18 protein-coding genes are annotated in these 22,633 nt (G+C 60.3%); 14 read left to right on the plus strand and 4 right to left on the minus strand.

Annotated features, from left to right (window positions below; genetic code table 11):
• The 3 genes from ilvA to BT119_RS00025 all read right to left on the minus strand — a co-directional run.
• Nucleotides 1–1,080, minus strand: a 1,080-nt coding sequence (gene ilvA, locus BT119_RS00005) for a threonine ammonia-lyase, biosynthetic (RefSeq protein WP_072364901.1), incomplete at its 3' end; no start/stop codon positions are given.
• A gap of 558 nt (nucleotides 1,081–1,638) precedes the next feature.
• Nucleotides 1,639–2,679: an AraC family transcriptional regulator gene (locus BT119_RS00020; protein WP_003368445.1), complete on the minus strand. Its 1,041-nt coding sequence runs from the start codon at nucleotides 2,677–2,679 to the stop codon at nucleotides 1,639–1,641.
• A 2-nt stretch (nucleotides 2,680–2,681) separates the two neighbouring features.
• Nucleotides 2,682–3,815 (minus strand): carbon-nitrogen hydrolase family protein, encoded by a 1,134-nt coding sequence (locus BT119_RS00025; protein WP_072364380.1) that lies wholly within the window; start codon nucleotides 3,813–3,815, stop codon nucleotides 2,682–2,684.
• 207 nt (nucleotides 3,816–4,022) lie between these two features.
• On the opposite strand from BT119_RS00025, the gene BT119_RS00030 reads away from it, so the two are divergent.
• The 5 genes from BT119_RS00030 to BT119_RS00050 all read left to right on the plus strand — a co-directional run bounded on the left by BT119_RS00030 (nucleotide 4,023) and on the right by BT119_RS00050 (nucleotide 11,608).
• Nucleotides 4,023–6,062 carry an NADPH-dependent 2,4-dienoyl-CoA reductase gene (locus BT119_RS00030; RefSeq protein ID WP_072364382.1) on the plus strand — a complete coding sequence of 680 codons (2,040 nt, stop codon included), beginning with the start codon at nucleotides 4,023–4,025 and terminating at the stop codon, nucleotides 6,060–6,062.
• 84 nt (nucleotides 6,063–6,146) lie between these two features.
• Nucleotides 6,147–7,091, plus strand: a complete 945-nt coding sequence (locus tag BT119_RS00035; RefSeq protein WP_004414168.1) for a 1-aminocyclopropane-1-carboxylate deaminase/D-cysteine desulfhydrase — start codon at nucleotides 6,147–6,149, stop codon at nucleotides 7,089–7,091.
• A 148-nt stretch (nucleotides 7,092–7,239) separates the two neighbouring features.
• Nucleotides 7,240–8,577 carry an MFS transporter gene (locus BT119_RS00040; protein WP_072364384.1) on the plus strand — a complete coding sequence of 446 codons (1,338 nt, stop codon included), beginning with the start codon at nucleotides 7,240–7,242 and terminating at the stop codon, nucleotides 8,575–8,577.
• Nucleotides 8,578–9,119: 542 nt separating this feature from the next.
• Nucleotides 9,120–10,328: an MFS transporter gene (locus BT119_RS00045; RefSeq protein WP_054081184.1), complete on the plus strand. Its 1,209-nt coding sequence runs from the start codon at nucleotides 9,120–9,122 to the stop codon at nucleotides 10,326–10,328.
• Complete coding sequence (locus BT119_RS00050; RefSeq protein WP_058396658.1) at nucleotides 10,328–11,608, plus strand: arsenic transporter; 1,281 nt, start codon at nucleotides 10,328–10,330, stop codon at nucleotides 11,606–11,608. The genes BT119_RS00045 and BT119_RS00050 overlap by 1 nt, the downstream gene beginning before the upstream one ends.
• Before the next feature lie 161 nt (nucleotides 11,609–11,769).
• Here BT119_RS00050 and BT119_RS00055 read toward each other — a convergent pair whose 3' ends face one another.
• Nucleotides 11,770–12,714 (minus strand): DUF1853 family protein, encoded by a 945-nt coding sequence (locus tag BT119_RS00055; protein WP_046720320.1) that lies wholly within the window; start codon nucleotides 12,712–12,714, stop codon nucleotides 11,770–11,772.
• 371 nt (nucleotides 12,715–13,085) lie between these two features.
• Here BT119_RS00055 and BT119_RS00060 point away from each other — a divergent pair, with 371 nt between their 5' ends.
• From BT119_RS00060 to BT119_RS00100, 9 genes are all read left to right on the plus strand, one after another.
• Nucleotides 13,086–14,153, plus strand: coding sequence for a GGDEF domain-containing protein (locus BT119_RS00060; protein WP_058396657.1), 1,068 nt, complete (start codon nucleotides 13,086–13,088; stop codon nucleotides 14,151–14,153).
• 141 nt (nucleotides 14,154–14,294) lie between these two features.
• Nucleotides 14,295–15,185, plus strand: coding sequence for an NAD(+) kinase (locus BT119_RS00065; protein ID WP_003409651.1), 891 nt, complete (start codon nucleotides 14,295–14,297; stop codon nucleotides 15,183–15,185).
• Nucleotides 15,185–16,156, plus strand: coding sequence for a metallophosphoesterase (locus BT119_RS00070; RefSeq protein ID WP_072364386.1), 972 nt, complete (start codon nucleotides 15,185–15,187; stop codon nucleotides 16,154–16,156). Before BT119_RS00065 ends, BT119_RS00070 begins: the two co-directional genes overlap by 1 nt.
• The gene (locus BT119_RS00075) at nucleotides 16,153–17,025 is read left to right on the plus strand and encodes a rhomboid family intramembrane serine protease (RefSeq protein WP_072364388.1); all 873 of its coding nucleotides are present in this window, start codon (nucleotides 16,153–16,155) and stop codon (nucleotides 17,023–17,025) included. The genes BT119_RS00070 and BT119_RS00075 overlap by 4 nt, the downstream gene beginning before the upstream one ends.
• 28 nt (nucleotides 17,026–17,053) lie before the next feature.
• Nucleotides 17,054–17,314: a YeaC family protein gene (locus tag BT119_RS00080; RefSeq protein WP_003368468.1), complete on the plus strand. Its 261-nt coding sequence runs from the start codon at nucleotides 17,054–17,056 to the stop codon at nucleotides 17,312–17,314.
• Nucleotides 17,311–18,144, plus strand: a complete 834-nt coding sequence (locus BT119_RS00085; RefSeq protein WP_004414155.1) for a DUF2797 domain-containing protein — start codon at nucleotides 17,311–17,313, stop codon at nucleotides 18,142–18,144. The genes BT119_RS00080 and BT119_RS00085 overlap by 4 nt, the downstream gene beginning before the upstream one ends.
• A gap of 12 nt (nucleotides 18,145–18,156) precedes the next feature.
• Complete coding sequence (pepN, locus tag BT119_RS00090; protein ID WP_072364390.1) at nucleotides 18,157–20,823, plus strand: aminopeptidase N; 2,667 nt, start codon at nucleotides 18,157–18,159, stop codon at nucleotides 20,821–20,823.
• 394 nt (nucleotides 20,824–21,217) lie between these two features.
• The gene (locus BT119_RS00095) at nucleotides 21,218–21,871 is read left to right on the plus strand and encodes a YjfI family protein (RefSeq protein ID WP_003368473.1); all 654 of its coding nucleotides are present in this window, start codon (nucleotides 21,218–21,220) and stop codon (nucleotides 21,869–21,871) included.
• A 26-nt stretch (nucleotides 21,872–21,897) separates the two neighbouring features.
• Complete coding sequence (locus BT119_RS00100; RefSeq protein WP_060708820.1) at nucleotides 21,898–22,605, plus strand: PspA/IM30 family protein; 708 nt, start codon at nucleotides 21,898–21,900, stop codon at nucleotides 22,603–22,605.
• The last annotated feature ends 28 nt before the right edge of the window (nucleotides 22,606–22,633 follow it).

The following is a 22,633-nucleotide window of genomic DNA, read 5'->3' on the forward strand; positions in this document are numbered from 1 at the left end:
CTGCCGTTTGCCGATGGCCTCGCAGAACGCCTTGAAGCTGCCCGGTTGTTCGGGGATGGTCACCGCAATGATCGCCTCGCGGCCTTCGCCCAGTTCGGCGCGCTCGGCCACGTGACGCAAGCGGTCGAAGTTGACGTTGGCCCCTGAATCAATCGCCACCAGCGTCTGGCCGCTGACGCCGCGCTGCTCGACATATTTCTTGATCCCGGCCACGCCCAGCGCGCCGGAGGGCTCGGTGATCGAACGGGTATCGTCGTAGATGTCCTTGATCGCCGCGCAGATCTCGTCGGTGCTGACGGTGATCACTTCATCGACATAATGGCGGCACACTTCGAAGGTGTGGTGGCCGATCTGCGCCACTGCCACGCCATCGGCAAACAGTCCGACCTGGCTCAGCACCACGCGCTCCCCGGCGGCCATCGCCGCTTGCAGGCAGTTGGAGTCGTCCGGCTCGACGCCGATCACCCTGATCTCCGGGCGCAGGTATTTCACATACGCCGCGATACCGGCAATCAGACCGCCGCCCCCGACCGGAACAAAGATCGCATCCAGCTGGCCCGGTTGCTGACGAAGAATCTCCATCGCCACAGTGCCTTGCCCGGCGATGGTGTCGGGGTCGTCATACGGATGGATGTAGACGAAGCCCTGCTCATCGACCAGCTTCAGCGAGTAGGCCAGCGCTTCCGGGAAGGAATCGCCGTGCAGCACCACGGTGGCACCCCGCGAGCGCACACCTTCGACCTTGATCTCCGGCGTGGTGCGCGGCATGACGATGGTCGCCTTGATCCCCAACTCGCGTGCCGCCAACGCCAGGCCCTGGGCATGATTGCCCGCCGATGCCGTCACCACGCCCCGTGCAGTCTGCTCTGCGGGCAATTGCGCGAGCTTGTTGTACGCGCCGCGAATCTTGAACGAGAACACCGGCTGCAGGTCTTCGCGCTTGAGCAGCACCTGATTGCCCAGCCGTTCGGACAGCTGGCGAGCGCCTTGCAGCGGCGTTTCGATGGCAACGTCGTAAACGCGGGAGGTGAGGATTTTGCGCGCGTAATAGTTGAGCAGATCGTGCGGGCCCTGGCTCATCGCATCGCCTCTTCATACGTTGTGCCTGGATACTCGGCGAACGCGCGCGGCAGATCGATAATCAGGTCCAGAATGGCGAGAAGGGCAATAGAGCGAGGGATGGCGATCATGTCTGACTCCTGATTCGGCAATGGTTGCCCGGGAGACAGAAGAAACCCGCCTCCAGGGCGGGTTTTTTGCAAACGTCGGCTAACCCGCCATGACTGGAATGACGGTAATAATAATCTGGCCGAGGTTGTGCTTGATGAGGTTCATGAGCAGGAGGTTAGGTCGACACTGGCATGCAAGTCAATAGCGCCCGTCCGCTAGAGAGTTGAGGGGAGTGCTGAATCGGCCGCTGTCTTTTTCGTCTGTTTGACAGGAATCAACATTTTTATTTCACATTGGCACTTTAATGTTGATCTTGCGGTCAGTTATTTCAGCTTTGATTATTACCCCCAATCACTCAGCCAAGAGGGCGAAGAAATGGACGAATACCAGGAAGAACTACTTGAATACCGTGCATCGGAACTGGACCCGGTAGAGCCTGCCGACGACGCTACCGAACTGTGAACGGCTTCATGCGCTTTGACGCTGGCTGCGGCGGAACTCTCCCGGAGTCTGCCCGTTCCAGCGTTTGAAGGCGCGTTGAAAGGCTTCGGCAGAAGCGAATCCCAGCAGGTAGGCGATCTCCCCGAACGCCAGTTCAGTGTCGCGAATATAAGTCATCGCCAGATCGCGCCGCGTGTCATTGAGCACTGCGCGAAAGCATGTACCTTCCTCGGTCAGCTTGCGGCGCAGCGTCCAGGTGGGCAGTTTGAGCCTTGCCGCCACTTCCTCCAGATCCGGTTCACTTCCGCCGTTCAATAGCGGCCCCAGCAATTGAATGATGCGTTCACGCAGGCTGCGGGTGCGGGTCTGTTGTTCCAGTTCGCTTTCGCACAGCTGCAACAGGTGCCGCCAGGTACTTGGGCAATGGTCCGGGTTGCGTAATGCCAGGCTTGTCTGATCCAGACGCAGTTGATTGGTCGCCGCGCCAAACACCATCGGGTTATCACTCAAAGCGGCGTACTGCTCGGCATAGTCAGGCGCTTCGAATTCAATCTCGATGCGTTGTGCGCGCAGTTCTGTACCTGCCAGCGTCGAAAGCTGAGCCAGCCAGCCACCTAGAATCGAGTCCACCACAAACCTGTTGTAAGCGTTATAGGGGCTGATCGAATAGAAGCGCATCCAGGCGCCGCCGGCATCCTCGTGGAAACTCGACTGACCGCGATAATTGGAACCGTACAAGGGCTCAAAGCGAATCAGCGTGCGCGCCGCCTCGCGCACGTTGGGTGCCTGGGCCGCAGTGATACCGGCCAGACCTGCCTGTGCAAAACGACTGAGCTGGCCCATGCGCAACCCCAGCCCGGGCTGGCCGGTCAGTTGGATGGCGGCATGCCCCAGGCGCATGTAGCGCGGGATCGATAGCCGCGCTCGCGCCTGGCTCAGGCGAATCGGGTCAAGACCGTACTGCTCCAGCAGCGCGTCAGGGTTCCTGTCGAAACTGTTGACCGCATCAGTCAGGCTCTGGATGAAACCCACCGACAGATCACCGAGGCGCAGCGTCAGGGTCGGCATCGTCAAAGCCAGAGGTTGATCAGGCGCGCGCCGCCAGTGGCAGCATTTTCCTGCTGCGGCTCGGCGATCGTTTGCCCTGCGTGGCTGGCAAAACTTTGCCCGGCCACGCCCTGATTCCAGAACTGTCCGCGCATGAATACACTGATCCCGGCCTGCGCAGTGCTTTGCGGAGGACGGCCGGTCAATGTCAGGTGATGCCAGGCGTCGCCCTCACTAGGCGTTTCGTTCGGCACGTCGATGTCTGAGTGCCGAGGCTTGCGCCACGGTTGGGACCAGGCGGCCTTGCCGATCACAAAGGCCGGCACCGCAATCAGTTGTGCACCGCTCTGGTTCAGGCGCGCGTAATTCTCCGGGTACCAGCTGTCGCTACCGATCAGCACCCCCAGACGCCCGGCCGGGGTATCGACCACATACAACGGTGCGTCGCTTGCCGTGTGCACATAACGCCTCTGATAGCGCTCGGCGTACAACTGACGCTGCGGCTGACCGAGCGGCAGGCCATCGCTGCCAAATATCAGGCTGCTGTTATACAGGGCGCCGCTGCCGACTTTCAGCTGACCGCCTTCGACACTGGGATCGGGCAGCACAATTGAACCGGCCACCAGTGTGACGCCGAACTCTCTGGCCAGCCCGCCAAACAGTGTCTGATAGTCCCGCGCCATCGATCGGGCCTTGATCCGCAGGTGGGCGTCATCCAGACGGTCCCGGCCTTCGGCCCGCAGCACCGCTTTGATGAATTGCAGCGGGTTGCTCCACGACAGCCAGTCCATGGCTTCATCCAGCGTGGCAGCTTGATAGAGCTGATCCTTCTCGCCACTGGCGAACAGCCAGGTGCCGATATGTTCCGGCAGTACCACCACCGTTCGTGGGTTGATCAGGCCATTTTCACGGGCCTGTTGCAGATAAGCGGCGAGCTTGCGGTGCAGTCGCTCAATGTTCTGGTAATCAGTCGGAAACAGCTCGGGCTCGATCCCCAGCAGATTGCCGCGTTCTCCGGGCTGGCCTTCATTGATGGCCAGACGAATGCGCAGATCGGACAGGTAGTGACCCGCCGGGCGTTGTCCGGTCCAGATTGCGTAGCTGACAAGGCTGGCAATACTCAGCAGAACCAGGCAGATGGCGAAGAATTTGCGCATAAAAAGATCGAATGACGGCCATCGGGAAATTGTCGACTAGGGTAGGGCGGCGTCGGGCGCTTGCCAAGTGCCACTGCGCGTTTGGATCAATAACTTGTCACTTTCGGTCATTGAGTGTGTGGCGGGATGCGTCTTTACTGTTGCCCATGAACCAGAGGACCCGCAGAGGTCCTTGCTATTCCGTGATTGACTCGATGGAGCTTCGCCATGACTGCTGCTCATTATCCGCACCTGCTGGCCCCCCTGGACCTGGGCTTCACGACCTTGCGCAACCGCACCCTGATGGGCTCGATGCACACCGGTCTTGAAGAGCGGCCGGGCGGCTTCGAGCGCATGGCGACCTACTTTGCCGAGCGTGCCCGCGGCGGGGTCGGGCTGATGGTCACCGGTGGCATCGCGCCCAATGAAGAGGGTGGTGTCTATGACGGCGCGGCGAAGCTAACCAACGCTGAAGAAGCGGAGCACCATCGCATCGTGACGCGTGCGGTGCACGAGGCTGGCGGCAAGATCTGCCTGCAGATTCTCCATGCCGGTCGTTACGCCTACAGCCGCAAGCAGGTCGCGCCGAGCGCCATTCAGGCGCCGATCAACCCGTTCACGCCGCGAGAGCTGGACGAAGAGGGCATCGAAAAGCAGATCGCCGATTTCGTGACCTGTTCGACGCTGGCGCGCAGTGCCGGTTATGACGGTGTCGAAATCATGGGTTCGGAAGGCTACTTCATCAATCAGTTCCTGGCCGCGCATACCAATCACCGCACCGACCGTTGGGGCGGCAGTTATGAAAACCGTATGCGTCTGGCGGTCGAGATTGTCAGGCGCGTACGTGAGGCGGTCGGGGCACACTTCATCATCATCTTTCGCCTGTCGATGCTCGATCTTGTGGAAGGCGGCAGCAGTTGGGAAGAAATCGTCGAGCTGGCCAAGGCGGTCGAGCAGGCCGGAGCGACCCTGATCAACACCGGTATCGGCTGGCATGAAGCGCGCATTCCGACCATCGCCACCAAGGTGCCGCGCGCCGCGTTCAGCAAGGTCACTGCCAAGCTGCGAGGCTCGGTGAACATCCCGCTGATTACCACCAACCGGATCAATACCCCGGAAGTTGCCGAGCGCATTCTCAGCGAAGGTGATGCGGACATGGTCTCAATGGCTCGTCCGTTTCTGGCCGATCCCGAGTTCGTCAACAAGGCCGCTGCGGGCCATGCCGAACGCATCAACACCTGCATCGGCTGCAATCAGGCGTGCCTCGACCACACCTTCGGCGGCAAGCTGACCAGCTGTCTGGTCAATCCGCGTGCCTGCCACGAGACCGAGCTCAATTACCTGCCCACCCTGCAGGTCAGGAAAATTGCCGTAGTGGGCGCCGGGACTGCCGGTCTGGCCGCCGCAACGGTTGCCGCACAGCGCGGGCATGAGGTGACGCTGTTCGATTCGGCCAGCGAAATCGGCGGCCAGTTCAATATCGCCAAGCGCGTGCCGGGCAAGGAGGAATTCGCCGAAACCCTGCGTTACTTCCGCAACAAAGTGCAGGAGACGGGTGTTCAGTTGCGCCTCGGCAATCGGGTAAAGGCCGCAGACTTGCTGGGCGCAGGTTTTGACGAGGTGATTCTGGCGACCGGCATCGCGCCGCGCACACCGGCCATCCCCGGTATCGATAACCCCATGGTGTTGAGCTATCTGGACGTCATATTGCAGCGCAAGCCGGTCGGGCGCCGCGTGGCAGTGATAGGTGCGGGTGGCATCGGTTTCGATGTGTCGGAATTTCTCGTGCATCAAGGCGTGGCCACCAGTCTGGATCGCGAGGCTTTCTGGAAAGAGTGGGGCATCGACACGACCTTGCAGGCCCGCGGCGGTGTCGCCGGAGTCAAGTCCGAAGTCCACGCGCCGGCACGTCAGGTGTTTCTCTTGCAGCGCAAGAGTTCCAAAGTCGGCGACGGCCTGGGCAAGACCACCGGCTGGATTCACCGCACGGGGCTCAAGAACAAACAGGTGCAGATGCTCAATGCCGTGCAGTACCTGAAAATCGACGATGCAGGGCTGCATATTCGCATTGGCGAAGACGGCGAGGAAAAGCTGCTGGCGGTGGATAATGTGGTGATCTGTGCCGGGCAGGACCCGTTGCGTGAACTGTATGACGAACTGCTCAACGGCGGGCAAAGCGTGCACCTGATTGGCGGCGCGGACGTTGCCGCAGAGCTGGACGCCAAACGGGCCATCGACCAGGGCTCGCGTCTGGCCGCCACCCTGTGACAGACAATGCCTGATTCAGGGCTTCGCGCCGCAGCCTGCTGATCGACGAAGACCCTGAAACGGCTTGTCTGTAGACTACGGCGCATGATGCTTGACGCCCTCGGCTGGCAACCCACTGCGCCCTTGGAACGCTTGAACCTGCCCTGGCTGCAAGACGCCGGGGTCGAGGTTGCGATTCTGCGTCTGGACCTTATCGATGCGCTGATCAGCGGCAACAAGTGGTTCAAGCTCAGCGAGCACCTGAGCCTGGCTGTGGACTCGGGTGCCGAGGGACTGATCAGCCTCGGCGGAGCGCACTCCAATCATCTGCATGCCCTGGCCGCTGCAGGCAAGCGCTTCGGTTTCCCGACGGTCGGCCTGCTACGTGGTCATGCCCAGCAGACGCCGACGGTGCTCGATCTGCAGGCTTTCAATATGCAACTGCACTGGCTGGGTTACGCCGGCTATCGTGAGCGGCATGCTGCTGGCTTCTGGTCGACCTGGCAGTCCCGCTATCCCGGTCTTTATCCGATTGCCGAAGGCGGTGGCGGGCTTGCTGGTGCTCTGGGTTGCGGTCGATTGCGGGCAATGCTCGAAGAGCAACTCGGGCATCTGTGTTGGGGCGATTACCACGGATGGTGGCTGGCGGCAGGCACCGGTACCACGCTGGCCGGCTTACTGTTGGCAGAGGCGGGCGTTCGTCCGGTGTATGGGGCGATGGCTGTGCCCGAGGATCACGGGGTCGCGCAAAACATTATCGCGGTGCTGAGTGAGGCGGCTGGTGCGCAGGCCGACGCCAGTACGTGCCTGCCTCCCAACTGTGTTCTGCTTGATGCCAGCCGCGGCGGTTTTGCCAGAACCGACGCGGCGCTGCTCGATTTCATTGCCGCCTGCGAGGCTCAGAGCGGCATACCCCTGGAACCACTGTACACCGGCAAGGCGTTGCTGGCCCTGCATGATGAGGTGCTGGCCGGTCGTTTCGCGCCCGGCACCCGCCTGGTCTTCGTCCACACCGGCGGCCTTCAGGGGCGGCGCGCGATGGGCCTGTAAACCACGTGGCAGAGCCTTTGGCACGAATTCTGCGCAGTTCGATGGCGAGACGTCGGCCCTGACTACGTGGATGACACTTCTGGAGAGGGGCATCCGGGTCGCTGTCTCGATAATCGATCCATTCCAGACCAAGACGTCGAGGCCAGTCATGACAACTACTACCGTAGAGCAAGTCGATCCTGCCACGCTGAAAAAAGTCATCGTCGCTGCGGCCATCGGCAACTTTGTCGAGTGGTTCGATTTTGCTGTGTATGGCTTTCTGGCAACGACGATCGCGCTGCAGTTCTTCCCCAGCGGCGACAGCAGTGCGGCGTTGCTGAAAACCTTTGCCGTGTTCGCCGTGGCCTTCGCCTTCCGACCGCTGGGCGGGATTTTCTTCGGCATGCTGGGTGACCGGATCGGGCGCAAGAAAACCCTGGCGATGACCATCCTGCTGATGGCCGGTGCCACCACACTGATCGGCCTGTTACCGACCTATGCTGCGATCGGTGTGATGGCGCCGGTGCTGCTGACCACTATTCGCTGCGCGCAGGGTTTTTCGGCCGGCGGGGAGTATGCCGGCGCCTGTGCTTACCTCATGGAGCACGCCCCGCGCACGCAACGTGCCTGGTACGGCAGTTTCGTTCCGGTCTCGACGTTCTCCGCATTCGCTGCTGCGGCAGTGGTGGCCTACGCGCTGGAGTCATTTCTGTCGACCGAGACGATGGGTAACTGGGGCTGGCGTCTGCCGTTTCTGATTGCTGCACCGCTGGGGCTGGTCGGGCTGTACCTGCGCTGGAAGCTCGATGAAACCCCGGCGTTTCAGGCGGTCGCTCAAGAGCACGCCGTTGCCCATTCGCCACTCAAGGACACCTTGCGCCATCACGCGGCGGCGATGTGCTGTCTGGGCGCATTCGTGTCGTTGACGGCGTTGTCGTTCTACATGTTCACCACCTATTTCGCGACCTACCTGCAAGTGGCCGGTGGGTTGAGCAGGGCAACGGCGCTGCTGGTCTCGTTGATCGCTCTGGCCTTCGCCGCCGCCCTCTGCCCACTGGCCGGTGCCTATTCGGATCGAGTAGGGCGCCGGGTCACGATGGCAACGGCCTGTATTCTGTTGATGATCGTGGTGTTTCCATCATTCCTGATGGCCAGCTCCGGCTCGTTCATCGCCTCGATCATCGGCGTCATGCTGCTCGCCGTGGGCGCAGTGCTGTGCGGCGTGGTAACGGCCGCACTGCTGTCGGAAACCTTTCCCACCCGTACCCGCTACACCGCCTCGGCGATCACCTACAACATGGCCTACACCCTGTTCGGCGGCACCGCGCCGCTGATGGCCACCTGGCTGATCAGCATGACCGGCAGCAACCTGTCGCCCGCGTTCTACCTCATCGCAGTTGCAGCGCTGGCAATGGCCGGCGGCATGGCCCTGCCGGAAACCTCGAAAATCTCGCTGCATGATGTGCCTGTTGCAGGTGAGGAGCCGGTGGTGGGGTCAATTGCCTGAGTGCGGGAGTGGTGCGTTAAAACCCGCAGCCTCTGCCGCAAGCGCTTTTCAACAGCGAAGGAACCCGACGAAGTCGGGCCGGAAACGGAGCTGGGACTTTGCTTGCTTTGGCCCCTCAAAGTAAGGCGCCGTAAGGGCGCAAAGGTGACCTGAGCCAAACACCAATCCTCCTAACATCACAGAACCGCCGTGTGACGCAGAGCGTCACGAACTGCATTACCACGCGGAGCGTGGGAACGAGAATCCGAGTCGAACTTCAATCCGCCTGATGTCACAGAGCCGCTGTGTGACGCGGAGCGTCACGAACTGCATTACCACGCGGCGCGTGGGAACGAGAATCCGAGTCGAACTTCAATCCGTCTGATGTCACAGAGCCGCTGTGTGACGCAGAGCGTCACGAAAGGTATTTCCGTCAGCAAAAACGCAACAAAACGTGGCACAGTCGCCCCGAAAAATGGCACATTGGCGCGCCCCGATACGCGTGACACATCTTGTAATCATCCGTACCGGGCGACCCGCGAACCCTTTTACGGATAAATACCATGGCGACCAGTGCTCCGCCCGCGACGGCGAAGGCCTCGACCACCTCCCAAGCCAGCCCGCTGGTGATGCGCATCATCGGTGCCGTCGCCCTCGCGCACCTGGTCAATGACCTGATTCAAGCCATCCTTCCGTCGATCTACCCCATGCTCAAGGCCAGCTACGACCTGAGCTTCACCCAGATCGGCCTGATTACCCTGACATTTCAGATCACCGCCTCGCTGCTGCAGCCCTGGGTCGGTTATTACACTGACCGCCATCCCAACCCGCTGGTACTGCCCGTCGGATCGATCTGCACGCTGATCGGCATCGTGATGATGTCGGTGGTCGGCAGCTTCCCCTTGATCCTGCTGGCCGCTGCATTGATCGGCATCGGCTCTTCGACGTTCCATCCGGAAGCCTCGCGTATCGCGCGACTGGCCTCCGGTGGTCGCTACGGGCTTGCGCAATCGACCTTTCAGGTCGGTGGCAACACGGGCACGGCGTTCGGACCATTGTTGGCAGCGGCGATCATCATCCCGTTCGGCCAGGGCAATGTCGCCTGGATCGGGCTGTTTGCGTTGTTCTCGCTGGGGCTGCTGTACGCAATCAGCCGCTGGTATCGCGCGCACCTCAATCTGTTCAAGCTCAAGGCCGGTCAGGCCGCGACTCATGGTCTGTCCAGAAAGCGTGTGATTGCCTCCTTGGCAGTGCTGGCGTTTCTGGTGTTTTCCAAGTTCTTCTACATGACCAGCCTGACCAGCTATTTCACCTTCTACCTGATCGAGAAATTTGACCTGTCGGTCGCCAGCTCGCAGTTGCACCTGTTCCTGTTTCTGGGCGCCGTGGCGGCAGGGACCTTTTTCGGTGGGCCGATCGGTGACCGCATTGGCCGCAAGGCGGTGATCTGGTTCTCGATTCTTGGCGCTGCGCCGTTCACCCTGGCGCTGCCCTACGCCGATCTGTTCTGGACCAGCGTACTCAGTGTGATCATTGGCTTTGTACTGGCCTCGGCGTTTTCCGCCATCGTGGTCTACGCCCAGGAGCTGGTGCCTGGCAACGTGGGCATGATTGCCGGGCTGTTCTTCGGCCTGATGTTCGGCTTCGGCGGCATCGGTGCTGCCTTGCTTGGCTATCTGGCCGACAGCCACGGCATCCTGTTCGTCTACACGCTGTGCTCCTACCTGCCGCTGCTCGGCATCCTCGCGATTCTTCTGCCTCGGACCAAATAATGCTGATAGCAACGCTGATTTTCCTGTTCACCATCACGCTGGTCATCTGGCAACCCAAGGGCCTGGGCGTAGGCTGGAGTGCCGTACTGGGGGCAATCCTGGCGTTGCTGACAGGCGTCGTGCATTTCAGTGACATCGCTGTGGTGTGGGGCATCATCTGGAATGCCACGGCGACCTTCATTTCGCTGATCATCATCACGCTGCTGCTCGATGAAGCCGGTTTCTTTGCCTGGGCAGCGCTGCATGTGGCGCGCTGGGGCAAGGGTAACGGACGCCGTCTGTTTGCCTTGTTCGTGCTGTTCGGCGCGCTGGTGTCGGCCTTGTTCGCCAACGATGGTGCCGTGCTGATCCTCACCCCGATCGTCATTGCCATGATGCTGGCGTTGCGCTTTTCGCCTGCCTCGACGCTGGCGTTCGTCATGGCGGCCGGTTTCATCGCCGATACGGCCAGCCTGCCGCTGGTGGTCTCGAACCTGGTGAACATTGTGTCGGCGGATTACTTCAAGATCGGTTTCAACCGTTACGCAGCGGTCATGGTGCCGGTGAATCTGGCCAGTGTCGCCGCCACCCTGGCTGTGCTGATGTGGTACTTCCGTCGGGACATTCCCGCCGAGTTCGAGCCCGAGCATCTGGACAAGCCGGAAACGGCTATCCACGACCGCGCCACGTTTCTGGCCGGTTGGGCGGTGTTGCTGATTCTGCTGGTGGGCTGTTTCGCCCTTGAGCCGCTGGGCATCCCGATCAGTGCGATCTCGTCGGTGTGCGCAGTGTTGCTGCTGGGCATCGCCGCCAAAGGGCATACGATCAAGACGCGCAAGGTGATGAAAGAAGCACCGTGGCACATCGTGGTCTTTTCGCTGGGTATGTACCTGGTGGTCTATGGCCTGCGTAACGCCGGGCTGACCGATTACCTGGCCAATCTGCTGGACTGGTTCGCGGGCTATGGCATCTGGGGCGCGGCGATGGGCACCGGTGTGATGACCGCGTTCCTGTCTTCGATCATGAACAACATGCCCACGGTACTCATCGGGCTGTTGTCCATCGACGCAAGTCATGCCAGCGGCGCCATCCAGGAAGCGATGATCTACGCCAACGTGATCGGCAGCGACCTCGGCCCGAAAATCACTCCTATAGGCAGCCTGGCCACGCTGCTCTGGCTGCATGTCCTGGAGCGCAAGGGCATCACTATCAGCTGGGGCTATTACTTCAAGGTCGGCATCGTGCTGACCGTGCCTGTGCTGCTGGTCACACTGGCTGCGCTGGCATTGCGGTTGGGTTGAGCGGATGACTGGTATCGGCCCAGGCTGTGTAAAAACTACTGTGCTTGGCAATACTGCGTTAAAAACAGGCGAAAAATGCTCATTTAGAACACCTAGAGTCGGTCGCGACCCCGGCCGTTTTCGCCTGTTTTTGCCTTGTCTTGCCTTCGCTCATGACGTTTTTACACAACCTGGGCCAGATTCGGCCACAGGTCCGACACCAGAAACAGCCGCTCGGCTTCCTCCCAATTGCCCTCTGCATTCTCCCTGAGGCGTACCAATAGCTGCGCCGGGGCCAGCGGGTCGAGCTCACTCAGCCAGTCGTGCAACTGCTGATCGCTCCACGCCTGGTTGTAGAGTGCCGGCGCCAGCCAGGCATGCCGCGGCAAGGGTTGCCAGCGTCCCGGCTGGCTTTGCGCCAGGAACGACTGCCAGTCACGCTGGTGCAGCCAGCGACCCTTGAGGTGCTGCGGATGAACGCCGGCAGGGGATTGGCATGAGCCTGGCCACGGGTACAACAGGTAGCCGCCCAGCCACAACCGTGCATTGAACGCTTCGACCCCCAGCGCTGCCAGCGTCGCCCGGCTTTCCGGACGTGCGGACATTGGCAACTGATGCTGGCTCAGATGGGTCAGCTTGCGGTCCAGCCGGTCCTGACAGCCAGGCCCCAGCCAGTGCGCCGGATCGCGGCCATCGCCGTCCTGCGGCCCGAGGTAGAGCTTGATCGCCAGTTCGACGTGGTGCACGCCTTCACCATCCCGCAACAGCATGTCCAACTCGCCCAGCGTCTGATTGCCAAGCCTGATGGGCAGGTTGGCGGCGATTATTTCCACCCCCGGTGCATGCTGTACGGCGAATTGCCAGAGCCGTTCGTAATAGCGGCCCAGTCTTCGTGTGCTGGCTTGCGCCAGCCAGTCTTCCAGCGGACGGCTGTCGTGGTCCAGTTGCCAGAGAAAATCCGCCAGCTGCTGTGGGGCTTTCACCCAGTCGCTGCCCGCCAGTGGATGGCGTTGCGGCCAGGGTGCGGTTTCAAGCATGGGCGGGGCGAGGATCACCCAGGCAAGGTCGCGCACTTCGGAATGCCGCAATCGGCGGGGGAGATCGATCAGGCCGGGGAATAGAGTCATGCGCCGAGAATAGCGTGAGTCGCCGCCGACAGACAGCGTGTTCGGCAAGCGGCCGGTGCGCACGGGTATTTTTTGCTTCGCAGACAACACATGACGTCCGACGTGCGACAGGATGATCATCGAATAAAGAAAGGTTATCGAAAACTATCAGTGGCCTTCTCTTTGTGCAAACTGTCATTCATATCCAGTATATTGTTTGCGTCAAACAATTCAGGCACTGCTCAATGATGTTCATTGGCCGGTCTGTCTCAATTGTGGTCACCTGGTGGTGAACGTCATTCAATCAGTCGGTCGACTCGTGGGCTGCCTAATATAGGCAGTCTTCATGCGGCGGATATTCGACTCGGCAAATCGGATGCCTGGAGTTTTCTATGAACGGTGATATGCAGGCCCGGATAAAACAACTGCTCTCACCCGCCATTGCCCGTGTGCAATGTATTGCCATCGTTTGTTGGCTGGTTGTTCTGTCGGTCACGCCGTATCTGCAATTCGGTCTGCCGGAAATGCTGCTGACCCTTGGCCTGCTGGGGGCGTGCGCCTGGCAATACCGCGCGGTCGACTTCAGAGTCTGGCGATGTATGAGCATGACATTCGTGATCATTGTGGCACTGTGCTTTTCAAGGGCGGGCCATTTGCGCACCGGGATGGACATCAACTGGTCACTCTCGGTCGCCGTGATGATTATCCTGTGTTCGACATTGTTAGTGGTGTATACACGGGATTATCTTCTGGTCGCGGTACTCGCCTGGTGTATTCTCTCTCCCGCTCAAGGACTGGACACGGACAGTGTCGCGACTCTGTTCATGACACTGTTCTTTATCACGTCGGTCAGTCTGGGCAGTGTGATGAATCACACTTACACGCGCACACTTCGTACGGTATTGAGTCTGGAACATCAGTTTCGCGAACTGTCGCTGACCGATGACCTGACCGCCATATTGAATCGCCGGGCACTGATGCAGGCACTGGATAAACATGTGCTGAATAACTCCGCGGGTTATTTTCTGATGCTCGATATTGATGACTTCAAAACCATCAATGATCAATTTGGCCACGACGCCGGTGATCAGGCACTTCGCGTGATGGCTGGCTGCCTGCAAAAGACTGTGGGCAGTCTCGCCTTCGGACGCATGGGCGGAGAGGAGTTCGGCGTGATCCTGCCAATGTGCAGTGAAGATGAAGCTCGGGAATATGTGCTGAACCTGCTGGACTGCATCAGAAAATCACTCGCTGTCAGCCCGCTGACCTGCAGTGCCGGGCTGGCCGACATCCCAGCGGCAGTGGACAGCTCGGAAGTGCTCAAGACTGCCGACATCAATTTGTATCAGGCCAAGCGGGGCGGCAAGGACCGGGCATTCTGGCGAGGTGCGCAGATAGGCGGCCATCGAGCGGGCGGCGTCAGTGTGGAATGCGATAAAACCCGCGCTCTGACACGGTAGGCAGGCATCGGACTCTAGCGTGCTGCCCATACCCTGTTGCAAGGTCCGCGAAACCCTTTTTAAACCCCGGTTTGCTGCTGTCAGGCCCTTTCGCCCATAATCACGTTTTTAAAGTCGTATCGAACCCGCAGCAGGAGCCTCATGGAGCAATTTCGCAATATCGGCATCATCGGTCGCCTGGGCAGTGTTCAGGTGCTCGAGACCGTTCGCCGACTCAAGAGATTCCTGCTGGACCGCCACCTGCACGTCATTCTCGAAGAGACAATCGCCGAGGTCCTGCCCGGTCATGGCCTGCAGACCTCATCGCGCAAGATGCTCGGCGAGGTCTGCGACATGGTCATTGTGGTCGGCGGCGACGGCAGCCTGCTGGGCGCAGCGCGGGCGCTGGCCCGGCATAACGTTCCGGTGCTGGGCATCAACCGTGGCAGCCTGGGCTTTCTGACCGACATCCGTCCCGACGAGCTGGAGGTCAAATGTGCCGAAGTGCTCGACGGGCATTACCTGGTTGAAAACCGCTTCCTGCTCCAGGCCGAAGTGCGTCGCCACGGCGAGGCCATCGGTCAGGGCGATGCGCTCAACGACGTGGTGCTGCACCCCGGCAAGTCCACGCGCATGATCGAATTCGAGATCTACATCGACGGTCAGTTCGTGTGCAGTCAGAAGGCCGACGGCCTGATCGTCGCCACGCCGACCGGATCGACGGCCTACGCGCTGTCTGCGGGCGGGCCGATCATGCACCCCAAGCTCGACGCCATCGTCATCGTGCCGATGTACCCGCATACCCTGTCCGGGCGGCCCATCGTGGTCGACGGCAACAGCGAGCTGAAAATCGTGGTGTCCAAGGACATGACCATTTACCCGCAAGTGTCGTGCGACGGTCAGAATCACTTCACCTGTGCACCGGGTGACACCATTACGGTCAGCAAGAAACCGCAGAAACTGCGTCTGATCCATCCGTTGGATCACAATTATTACGAGGTCTGCCGCACCAAGCTCGGCTGGGGCAGCAAGCTCGGCGGCGGGGGCGATTAATGCTCGATCCGGCGCGTGGCTATGATCTGATCGGTGACGTGCACGGGTGTGCCCATACCCTCGAGCACTTGCTGGAGCTTCTCGGTTACCGTCTGCAGGCTGGCGTTTGGCGCCATCCCGAGCGCATCGTCATCTTCCTCGGCGACATCATCGACCGCGGCCCGCGTATTCGCGAGTCGCTGCATATCGTCCGCGATATGGTTCAGGCCGGTCATGCCCTGTGCATCATGGGCAACCATGAGTTCAACGCGCTGGGCTGGATGACGCCAGCCTTGCCGGAAAGCGGTCATGAGTTCGTGCGTGAGCACACCCCGCGCCATGCCCGGCTGATCGGCGAAACCCTGGCGCAGTTCGAGCGCTACCCGGATGAATGGAGCGAGTTCGTCAACTGGTTCTATGAGCTGCCGCTGTACATGGACGCCGGTCGCTTCAGGGTGGTGCATGCCTGCTGGGATGCGACTCTGATCGATCCGTTGCGCGGCCTGCATGGCACCGGCTGTATCGACAAGCATTTTGTCCAGGCCTCGGCAGTGCCCGGCAGTTTCGCCAGCAATGTGTTCAACCGTCTGCTGCGCGGCACCGACATGCGTTTGCCGCACGGTCTTACCCTGACCGGCGGCGACGGGCTGACCCGCGAGTTCTTTCGTACCAAGTTCTGGGAAGATGACCCGCAGACCTATGGCGACGTGGTATTTCAGCCCGACGCGCTGCCTGAAGGCGTAGCCAAGACCCCGCTGTCCACGTCCGAAAAAAACGCATTGCTGCGTTACGGTATCAATGAGCCGCTGCTGTTTGTCGGTCATTACTGGCGCAGCGGCGTCCCCGCGCCTATCCGGCCTAATCTGGCCTGTCTGGATTACAGCGCCGTGCTCTACGGCAAGCTGGTCGCCTATAGGCTGGACCAGGAAACACAGATCGACCCGGACAAATTCGTCTGGGTCGACGTGCAGCGTCCCGAGGTTTCAGAATGAGTGCTGTTGCAGTCCTGCGGTTGCCGTTGACCACCAACCTGAGCGGGTTTGTCAGCCTGTTACAGCGCTTGCGGATTCCCCACAGGGTCAGCGAAGAGGCTGGCGAGCAGGTACTTTGGGTGCCGGATGCGCCGCAACTGGCCGATGAGGTGCGCGAGTTGTACACGCGCTTCCCTGAAGGGGACGAGCATTTTCAACTGGCGCAAGACGCCCCAAACGTGACGTACAAGTCGCCGGGGCTGATCGAGCAGCTACGCAACAGCCCGGTAACGGCCCTGGTGTTGCTGGTCACCCTGCTGGTGGCGGGCATGACGCTGCTGGGCGACAACCTCGAAGTCATCCGCTGGCTGACCTTTCAGGATTTCCGGATCAGTGGCGAGTACGCGACGTTTCTGCCGGTGTCCGACAGCCTGGCCGCCGGACAATGGTGGCGGATCGTCTCACCTATGCTGATTCACTTCGGCATCCTGCACCTGGCCATGAACGGCATGTGGTTCTGGGAGCTGGGGCGGCGGATTGAAATTCGTCAGGGCAGCCTGTCGTTGCTGTTGCTGACCTTGCTGTTCTCGTCGGTTTCAAATTACGTGCAGTACCTGTTCAGCGGCCCAAGCCTGTTTGGCGGACTGTCCGGCGTGCTGTATGGCCTGCTCGGGCATTGCTGGATTTTCCAGATGCTGGCGCCCAACCCGGTCTATCGCCTGCCGCGCGGGGTGTTGATCATGATGCTGGTCTGGCTGGCGCTGTGCCTGTCCGGGCTGGTGAGCATGCTCGGCTTCGGCGAGATCGCCAACGGTGCGCATGTCGGCGGGCTGATCATCGGTTGTGTCACCGGGCTGCTGGGTGGTGCGATTGCACGCCGCAAGGCCTAGAATTACCCGCTATTTTCTGGAGTGCGCCATGTCGTCTTTTATAGAAATGATCGAAAACATCACCCCGGATATCTACGAGAGCCTGAAACTGGCTGTGGAAATCGGCAAATGGTCCGACGGTCGCAAGCTCACTCAAGAGCAGCGTGAACTGTCCCTGCAGGCGCTGATCGCCTGGGAAGCGCAGAACCTGCCGGAAGACCAGCGTACGGGCTACATGGGGCCGCAGGAATGCGCCTCGAAATCGGCCCCGGTGCCCAATATCCTGTTCAAATCGGATGCTATTCATTGATCGAAATTGGTCGCGGAGCAGTCAACAAAATGTCGGCGCGTCAGGATGACACGTCGTGTGTGCAATACGCTTTTCGCCTGGGCGACACCGAGATAGCAGTCAACCCGCTGATCGGCAAGACGCTGCGTCTGGAGTTTCTCGGCGCCATTCATTGCAGTCATTGCGGGCGCAAGACCAAGTCCAGCTACAGCCAGGGTTACTGCTACCCGTGCATGCTCAAGCTGGCGCAGTGCGACCTGTGCATCATGAGCCCGGAAAAATGCCATCACGACCAGGGCACCTGCCGTGATCCGGCGTGGGGCGAGCAGTTCTGCATGACCGATCACATCGTTTACCTGGCCAATTCGTCAGGCGTGAAGGTTGGTATTACCCGCTCAACGCAGTTGCCGACCCGCTGGCTGGACCAGGGTGCAAGCCAGGCTCTGCCGATCCTGCGCGTAGCAACCCGCCAACAGTCCGGCTTCGTCGAAGACCTGCTGCGCAGCCAGGTGGCCGATCGTACCAACTGGCGTGCCTTGCTCAAGGGTGACGCTCAACCCGTCGATCTCAAGGCCATTCGCCAGGAGCTGTTCGACAGTTGCGGCGCAGGGCTGCTGGGATTGCAAGAACGATTCGGGCTGCAGGCCATCCAATTGCTACATGACGCCGAGCCTGTCGAGTTTCGTTACCCGGTCGAGGCGTATCCGACCAAGATTGTCAGCTTCAATCTGGACAAGAACCCGATTGCCGAAGGCACGCTGCTGGGGATCAAGGGCCAATACCTGATTTTCGACACCGGCGTGATCAATATTCGCAAGTACACGGCCTATCAGCTGGCCGTGCATCAGTAGAAGGATTCCAGCATGCGCACCGAACAACCGAAAATGATCTACCTGAAGGATTACCAGGCTCCCGAGTACCTCATCGATGAGACGAACCTGACCTTCGAACTGTTCGACGACCACTCGCTGGTTCACGCGCAACTGGTTATGCGCCGCAACCCCGAGCGTGGCGCAGGCCTGCCGCCGCTGGTGCTGGATGGTCAGCATCTGGAACTGGTCTCGGTCAAACTGAGCGATGTCGAGCTGAGCGCTGCGGATTATCAGTTGACCGACGATCACCTGACCCTGCACCCACAGGCTGAAAGCTTTACGGTCGACAGCACCGTGCGCATCCATCCGGAATCCAACACCGCGCTGGAAGGGCTGTACAAGTCCAGCGGCATGTTCTGCACCCAGTGCGAGGCCGAAGGCTTCCGCAAGATCACCTATTACCTCGACCGTCCTGACGTGATGAGCAAGTTCACCACCACCGTCAGCGCCGACAAGCAGGGCTTCCCGATCCTGCTGTCCAACGGTAACCCGGTGGCCAGCGGCGAAGAAGAGGGTGGTCGGCACTGGGCGACCTGGGAAGACCCGTTCATGAAACCGGCCTACCTGTTCGCGCTGGTGGCCGGTGATCTGTGGTGTATCGAAGACACGTTCACCACCATGAATGAGCGGAATGTGACCCTGCGTATCTACGTCGAGCCGGAAAACATCGACAAGTGCCAGCACGCCATGACCAGCCTGAAGAAGTCCATGCGTTGGGACGAAGAGACCTACGGTCGCGAGTACGACCTGGACATCTTCATGATTGTCGCGGTCAACGACTTCAACATGGGCGCGATGGAGAACAAGGGCCTCAACATCTTCAACTCCAGTGCCGTGCTGGCGCGTGCCGAGACGGCGACCGATGCCGCACACCAGCGTGTCGAAGCGATTGTCGCCCACGAATACTTCCACAACTGGTCGGGCAATCGCGTGACCTGCCGTGACTGGTTCCAGCTGTCGCTCAAGGAAGGCTTCACGGTGTACCGCGACGCCGGTTTCTCGGCCGACATGAACTCGGCCACGGTCAAGCGTATCCAGGACGTTGCCTACCTGCGTACCCACCAGTTCGCCGAGGACGCAGGCCCGATGGCGCACGCCGTGCGTCCGGACAGCTTCATCGAAATCTCCAACTTCTACACCCTGACCGTGTACGAGAAGGGTTCGGAAGTGGTCGGCATGCTTCACACCCTGCTGGGTGCTGAAGGCTTCCGCAAGGGCAGCGATCTGTATTTCGAACGCCACGATGGCCAGGCCGTGACCTGTGACGACTTCATCAAGGCCATGGAAGACGCCAATGGCGTCGACCTGACCCAGTTCAAGCGCTGGTACAGCCAGGCGGGCACGCCGCGTCTGGCGGTCAGCGAGTCGTACGATGCTGCGGCCAAAACCTACAGCCTCACCTTCCGTCAGAGCTGCCCGACCACACCAGGCCAGCCTGGCGATCAGAAGCAACCTTTCGTGATCCCGGTTGAACTGGGGCTGCTGGACAGCAAGGGTGGCGAAATTGCCCTGCGTCTGGCGAACGAAACGGCGGCGACCGGCACCTCACGAGTGTTGTCGGTTACTGAAGCCGAGCAGACCTTCACCTTCGTCGATGTCGCGGAAAAGCCGCTGCCTTCGCTGCTGCGTGGCTTCTCTGCACCGGTCAAGCTGAGCTTTCCGTATGGCCGCGACCAACTGATGTTCCTGATGCAGCACGACAGCGATGGTTTCAATCGCTGGGATGCCGGTCAGCAGTTGTCGGTTCAGGTATTGCAGGAGCTGATCGGCCAGCATCAGCAAGGCCAAAAACTGGTCATGGATCAGCGTCTGATCACTGCACTGGGTACCGTGCTGGCGGATGATGACCTGGATCAGGCGATGGTCGCGGAAATGCTCTCGTTGCCGGGCGAAGCTTATCTGACCGAAATCAGTGAAGTGGCCGACGTTGATGCCATTCACGCTGCTCGCGAGTTTGCCCGTCAGCAACTGGCAGAGGGGCTGTTCGACGGGCTGCTGGCGCGCTATCAGGCCAACCGTGAAGTGTCGAAGGTCACGCCTTATGTGGCCGAAGCCGCGCACTTTGCCCGTCGTGCCCTGCAGAATATCGCGCTGTCGTACCTGATGCTCAGCGGCAAGCCGGAGGTGCTGGCAGCCACCATTGATCAGTTCGATACCAGCGACAACATGACCGAGCGCCTGACTGCGCTGGCCGTGCTGGTCAATTCACCGTTCACTGCCGAGCGCGACAAGGCGCTCGCCGTGTTTGCCGAGAACTTCAAGAGCAATGCTCTGGTCATGGATCAGTGGTTCAGCGTCCAGGCGGCGAGCACGCTGCCAGGCGGCCTGCAGCGTGTGCAGGAATTGATGAAACACCCGGCCTTCAGCATCAAGAACCCGAACAAGGTGCGTGCCCTGATCGGTGCCTTCGCCGGGCAGAACCTGGTCAACTTCCACGCGGCTGATGGCTCCGGCTACCGCTTCCTGGCGGACCTGGTGATCGAACTGAACGCGCTGAACCCGCAGATCGCTTCTCGTCAATTGGCACCACTGACCCGCTGGCGCAAATACGACAGCGCCCGTCAGGCGCTGATGAAGGCCGAGCTGGAGCGCATCCTCGCCTCCGGCAAACTGTCGGCGGACGTGTATGAAGTGGTGAGCAAAAGCCTGGCTGAATAAGGGTTTGTGCTGTGCCTATTGCCTGAACTGCGTGGGTGATAAAGGCGCTGTCTGCTGATGCGGACAGCGCCTTTTTTGATTTGTGTGCTAATGCTCAAAGCGCTCATCGCAATGCGCTCATCTCGTGGGAGCGAGCTTGCTCGCGAAGGCGATGGTTGCAACGCCTCTGTCCGTGGATTGTACCGGCACCTTCGCGAGCAAGCCCGCTCCTGCAGAGACTGGCGTTTATCCAGTTACCAGGGTTTCAGCCATCCGGTTTTCAGAATTCATCTCGTGTTGTGTAACGACGATAAGAATTCACTCCTGAAAATCTCACATGTGATGCGTATCTATCTTCAGAAACATCTGATACGTTGCTTACCTGATTCACGGCCAGCAGCAAGGGGAAGCGCCAATGCCTCGTAAAACCCAGGGCGATAACGCAACGGTCCCGGCCAAGGTGTCCAAGAGCTCCACCGATTACATGCGTGAAATGCGCCTGCGGCTCAAGGAGGCGGGGCTGGTGAAGCGCGAATTCTGGATCCGGCCGGAAAATGTCGATGCCTTGCGGGGGATCGAAAAAGCTTTAAGACAGCCCTTTCTGGGCGACAGAATAAAACTGGAGGACTTCATGACCGAGAATACCCACTGGACCATCAGCTCTCTGCAGAAGGCACTCAGCGAACTGGAACTGGTGACGAACGGCAAGATCGAGCTCGATGTGACCGAGGGCGATGCCTCGGGAATCAGGCTGACCATGGCCGACTACGGCGACCTGCCGATCTACATCGCCGTGGAAGGCGAGCAGATTCTCGCCGATGCGACCTTGATCGAAGTGAACAAGATCAAGAACGTGCAAGCGTTCAACGACGTTGTCCTGCGCAGCCGCGACCTGTTTCCGCTGTCGTCGGTCGGCATCGAAAAGCTGGGCGGCGGTCAGGAAGTCTACTGCCTGTTCGGCGCACTGAGCGCGGCCTCTTCGCTCACTGTAATCGTGCAGGAAATCCTCACACTCGCGGACAACGTGATCCGTGCGGCCGATGCTTTTGAAGATCATTTCATCTACTGAACAGCGCTGTCAGGCGGAGAACATTCATGACTACAAGTATCTGGAAAAAACTGGTGACCGCTGTTCGTGGCGGCGCTTCCGAAGTGGGCGAGTCGATTGCCGACGCCAATGCCATCCGCATTCTGGACCAGGAAATCCGTGACGCCGAGAACGCGCTGGTCAAGGCCCGCGACGGGCTGATCACCATCAAGGCCAAGCACAAACTCTCGGCGCAGCGTCTTGAAGAACACGCCACCAGCATCGCCAACTGGGAAGGTCGCGCCATGCAGGCCCTCGATAAGGGTGAAGAAGCGCTGGCTGTCGAATGTGCAAACAAGATTGCCGAAATCGAAGCCCTGCGTGATCAGGAGCAGGCGCTGGCCGATCAGTTCAGCAAGCAGGTCAACCTGCTGCAGGATCAGGTGATCAAGGCCGAGTCGCGAATCAAGAGCCTCAAGCAGCAGGTCGAGATGGCCAAGGCCCGTGAAACCGTGCAAAAGGCTCGCGTTGCAACGGCCACCGCAACCGGCGGTGCCAGCGGCGCCGTGGAAACCGCAGTGGGTTCGCTGGCACGTCTCAAGCAGCGTCAGGACGAACAGGATGCCAAGCTCGAAGCGGCTGAAGAACTGGCCAGCCAGTCCAGCGGCAGCGATCTGGAACGTCGTCTGCAGGATGCCGGGATCGGCGCCAAAAGCGGCGGTGCGCAGGATGTACTGGCGCGCCTGAAAGCCAAAAGTCAGACGCCGGCTCAGTAAGCGCTGCAACAAGGTGGACGAGGGTAGT

Origin of the sequence: Pseudomonas sp. NFACC10-1 (assembly GCF_900119195.1) — a bacterium.
GTDB classification, from domain to species: domain Bacteria; phylum Pseudomonadota; class Gammaproteobacteria; order Pseudomonadales; family Pseudomonadaceae; genus Aquipseudomonas; species Aquipseudomonas cerasi.

Coding starts and splice junctions, on each gene's coding strand:
- BT119_RS00100 (WP_060708820.1), top strand. CDS start 21,898: ATGACTACAAGTATCTGGAAAAAACTGGTGACCGCTGTTCGTGGCGGC.
- BT119_RS00095 (WP_003368473.1), top strand. CDS start 21,218: ATGCCTCGTAAAACCCAGGGCGATAACGCAACGGTCCCGGCCAAGGTG.
- BT119_RS00055 (WP_046720320.1), bottom strand. CDS start 12,714: ATGACTCTATTCCCCGGCCTGATCGATCTCCCCCGCCGATTGCGGCAT.
- BT119_RS00065 (WP_003409651.1), top strand. CDS start 14,295: ATGGAGCAATTTCGCAATATCGGCATCATCGGTCGCCTGGGCAGTGTT.
- BT119_RS00060 (WP_058396657.1), top strand. CDS start 13,086: ATGAACGGTGATATGCAGGCCCGGATAAAACAACTGCTCTCACCCGCC.
- BT119_RS00035 (WP_004414168.1), top strand. CDS start 6,147: ATGATGCTTGACGCCCTCGGCTGGCAACCCACTGCGCCCTTGGAACGC.
- pepN (WP_072364390.1), top strand. CDS start 18,157: ATGCGCACCGAACAACCGAAAATGATCTACCTGAAGGATTACCAGGCT.
- BT119_RS00075 (WP_072364388.1), top strand. CDS start 16,153: ATGAGTGCTGTTGCAGTCCTGCGGTTGCCGTTGACCACCAACCTGAGC.
- BT119_RS00050 (WP_058396658.1), top strand. CDS start 10,328: ATGCTGATAGCAACGCTGATTTTCCTGTTCACCATCACGCTGGTCATC.
- BT119_RS00025 (WP_072364380.1), bottom strand. CDS start 3,815: ATGCGCAAATTCTTCGCCATCTGCCTGGTTCTGCTGAGTATTGCCAGC.
- BT119_RS00030 (WP_072364382.1), top strand. CDS start 4,023: ATGACTGCTGCTCATTATCCGCACCTGCTGGCCCCCCTGGACCTGGGC.
- BT119_RS00045 (WP_054081184.1), top strand. CDS start 9,120: ATGGCGACCAGTGCTCCGCCCGCGACGGCGAAGGCCTCGACCACCTCC.
- BT119_RS00040 (WP_072364384.1), top strand. CDS start 7,240: ATGACAACTACTACCGTAGAGCAAGTCGATCCTGCCACGCTGAAAAAA.
- BT119_RS00070 (WP_072364386.1), top strand. CDS start 15,185: ATGCTCGATCCGGCGCGTGGCTATGATCTGATCGGTGACGTGCACGGG.
- BT119_RS00020 (WP_003368445.1), bottom strand. CDS start 2,679: ATGCCGACCCTGACGCTGCGCCTCGGTGATCTGTCGGTGGGTTTCATC.
- BT119_RS00080 (WP_003368468.1), top strand. CDS start 17,054: ATGTCGTCTTTTATAGAAATGATCGAAAACATCACCCCGGATATCTAC.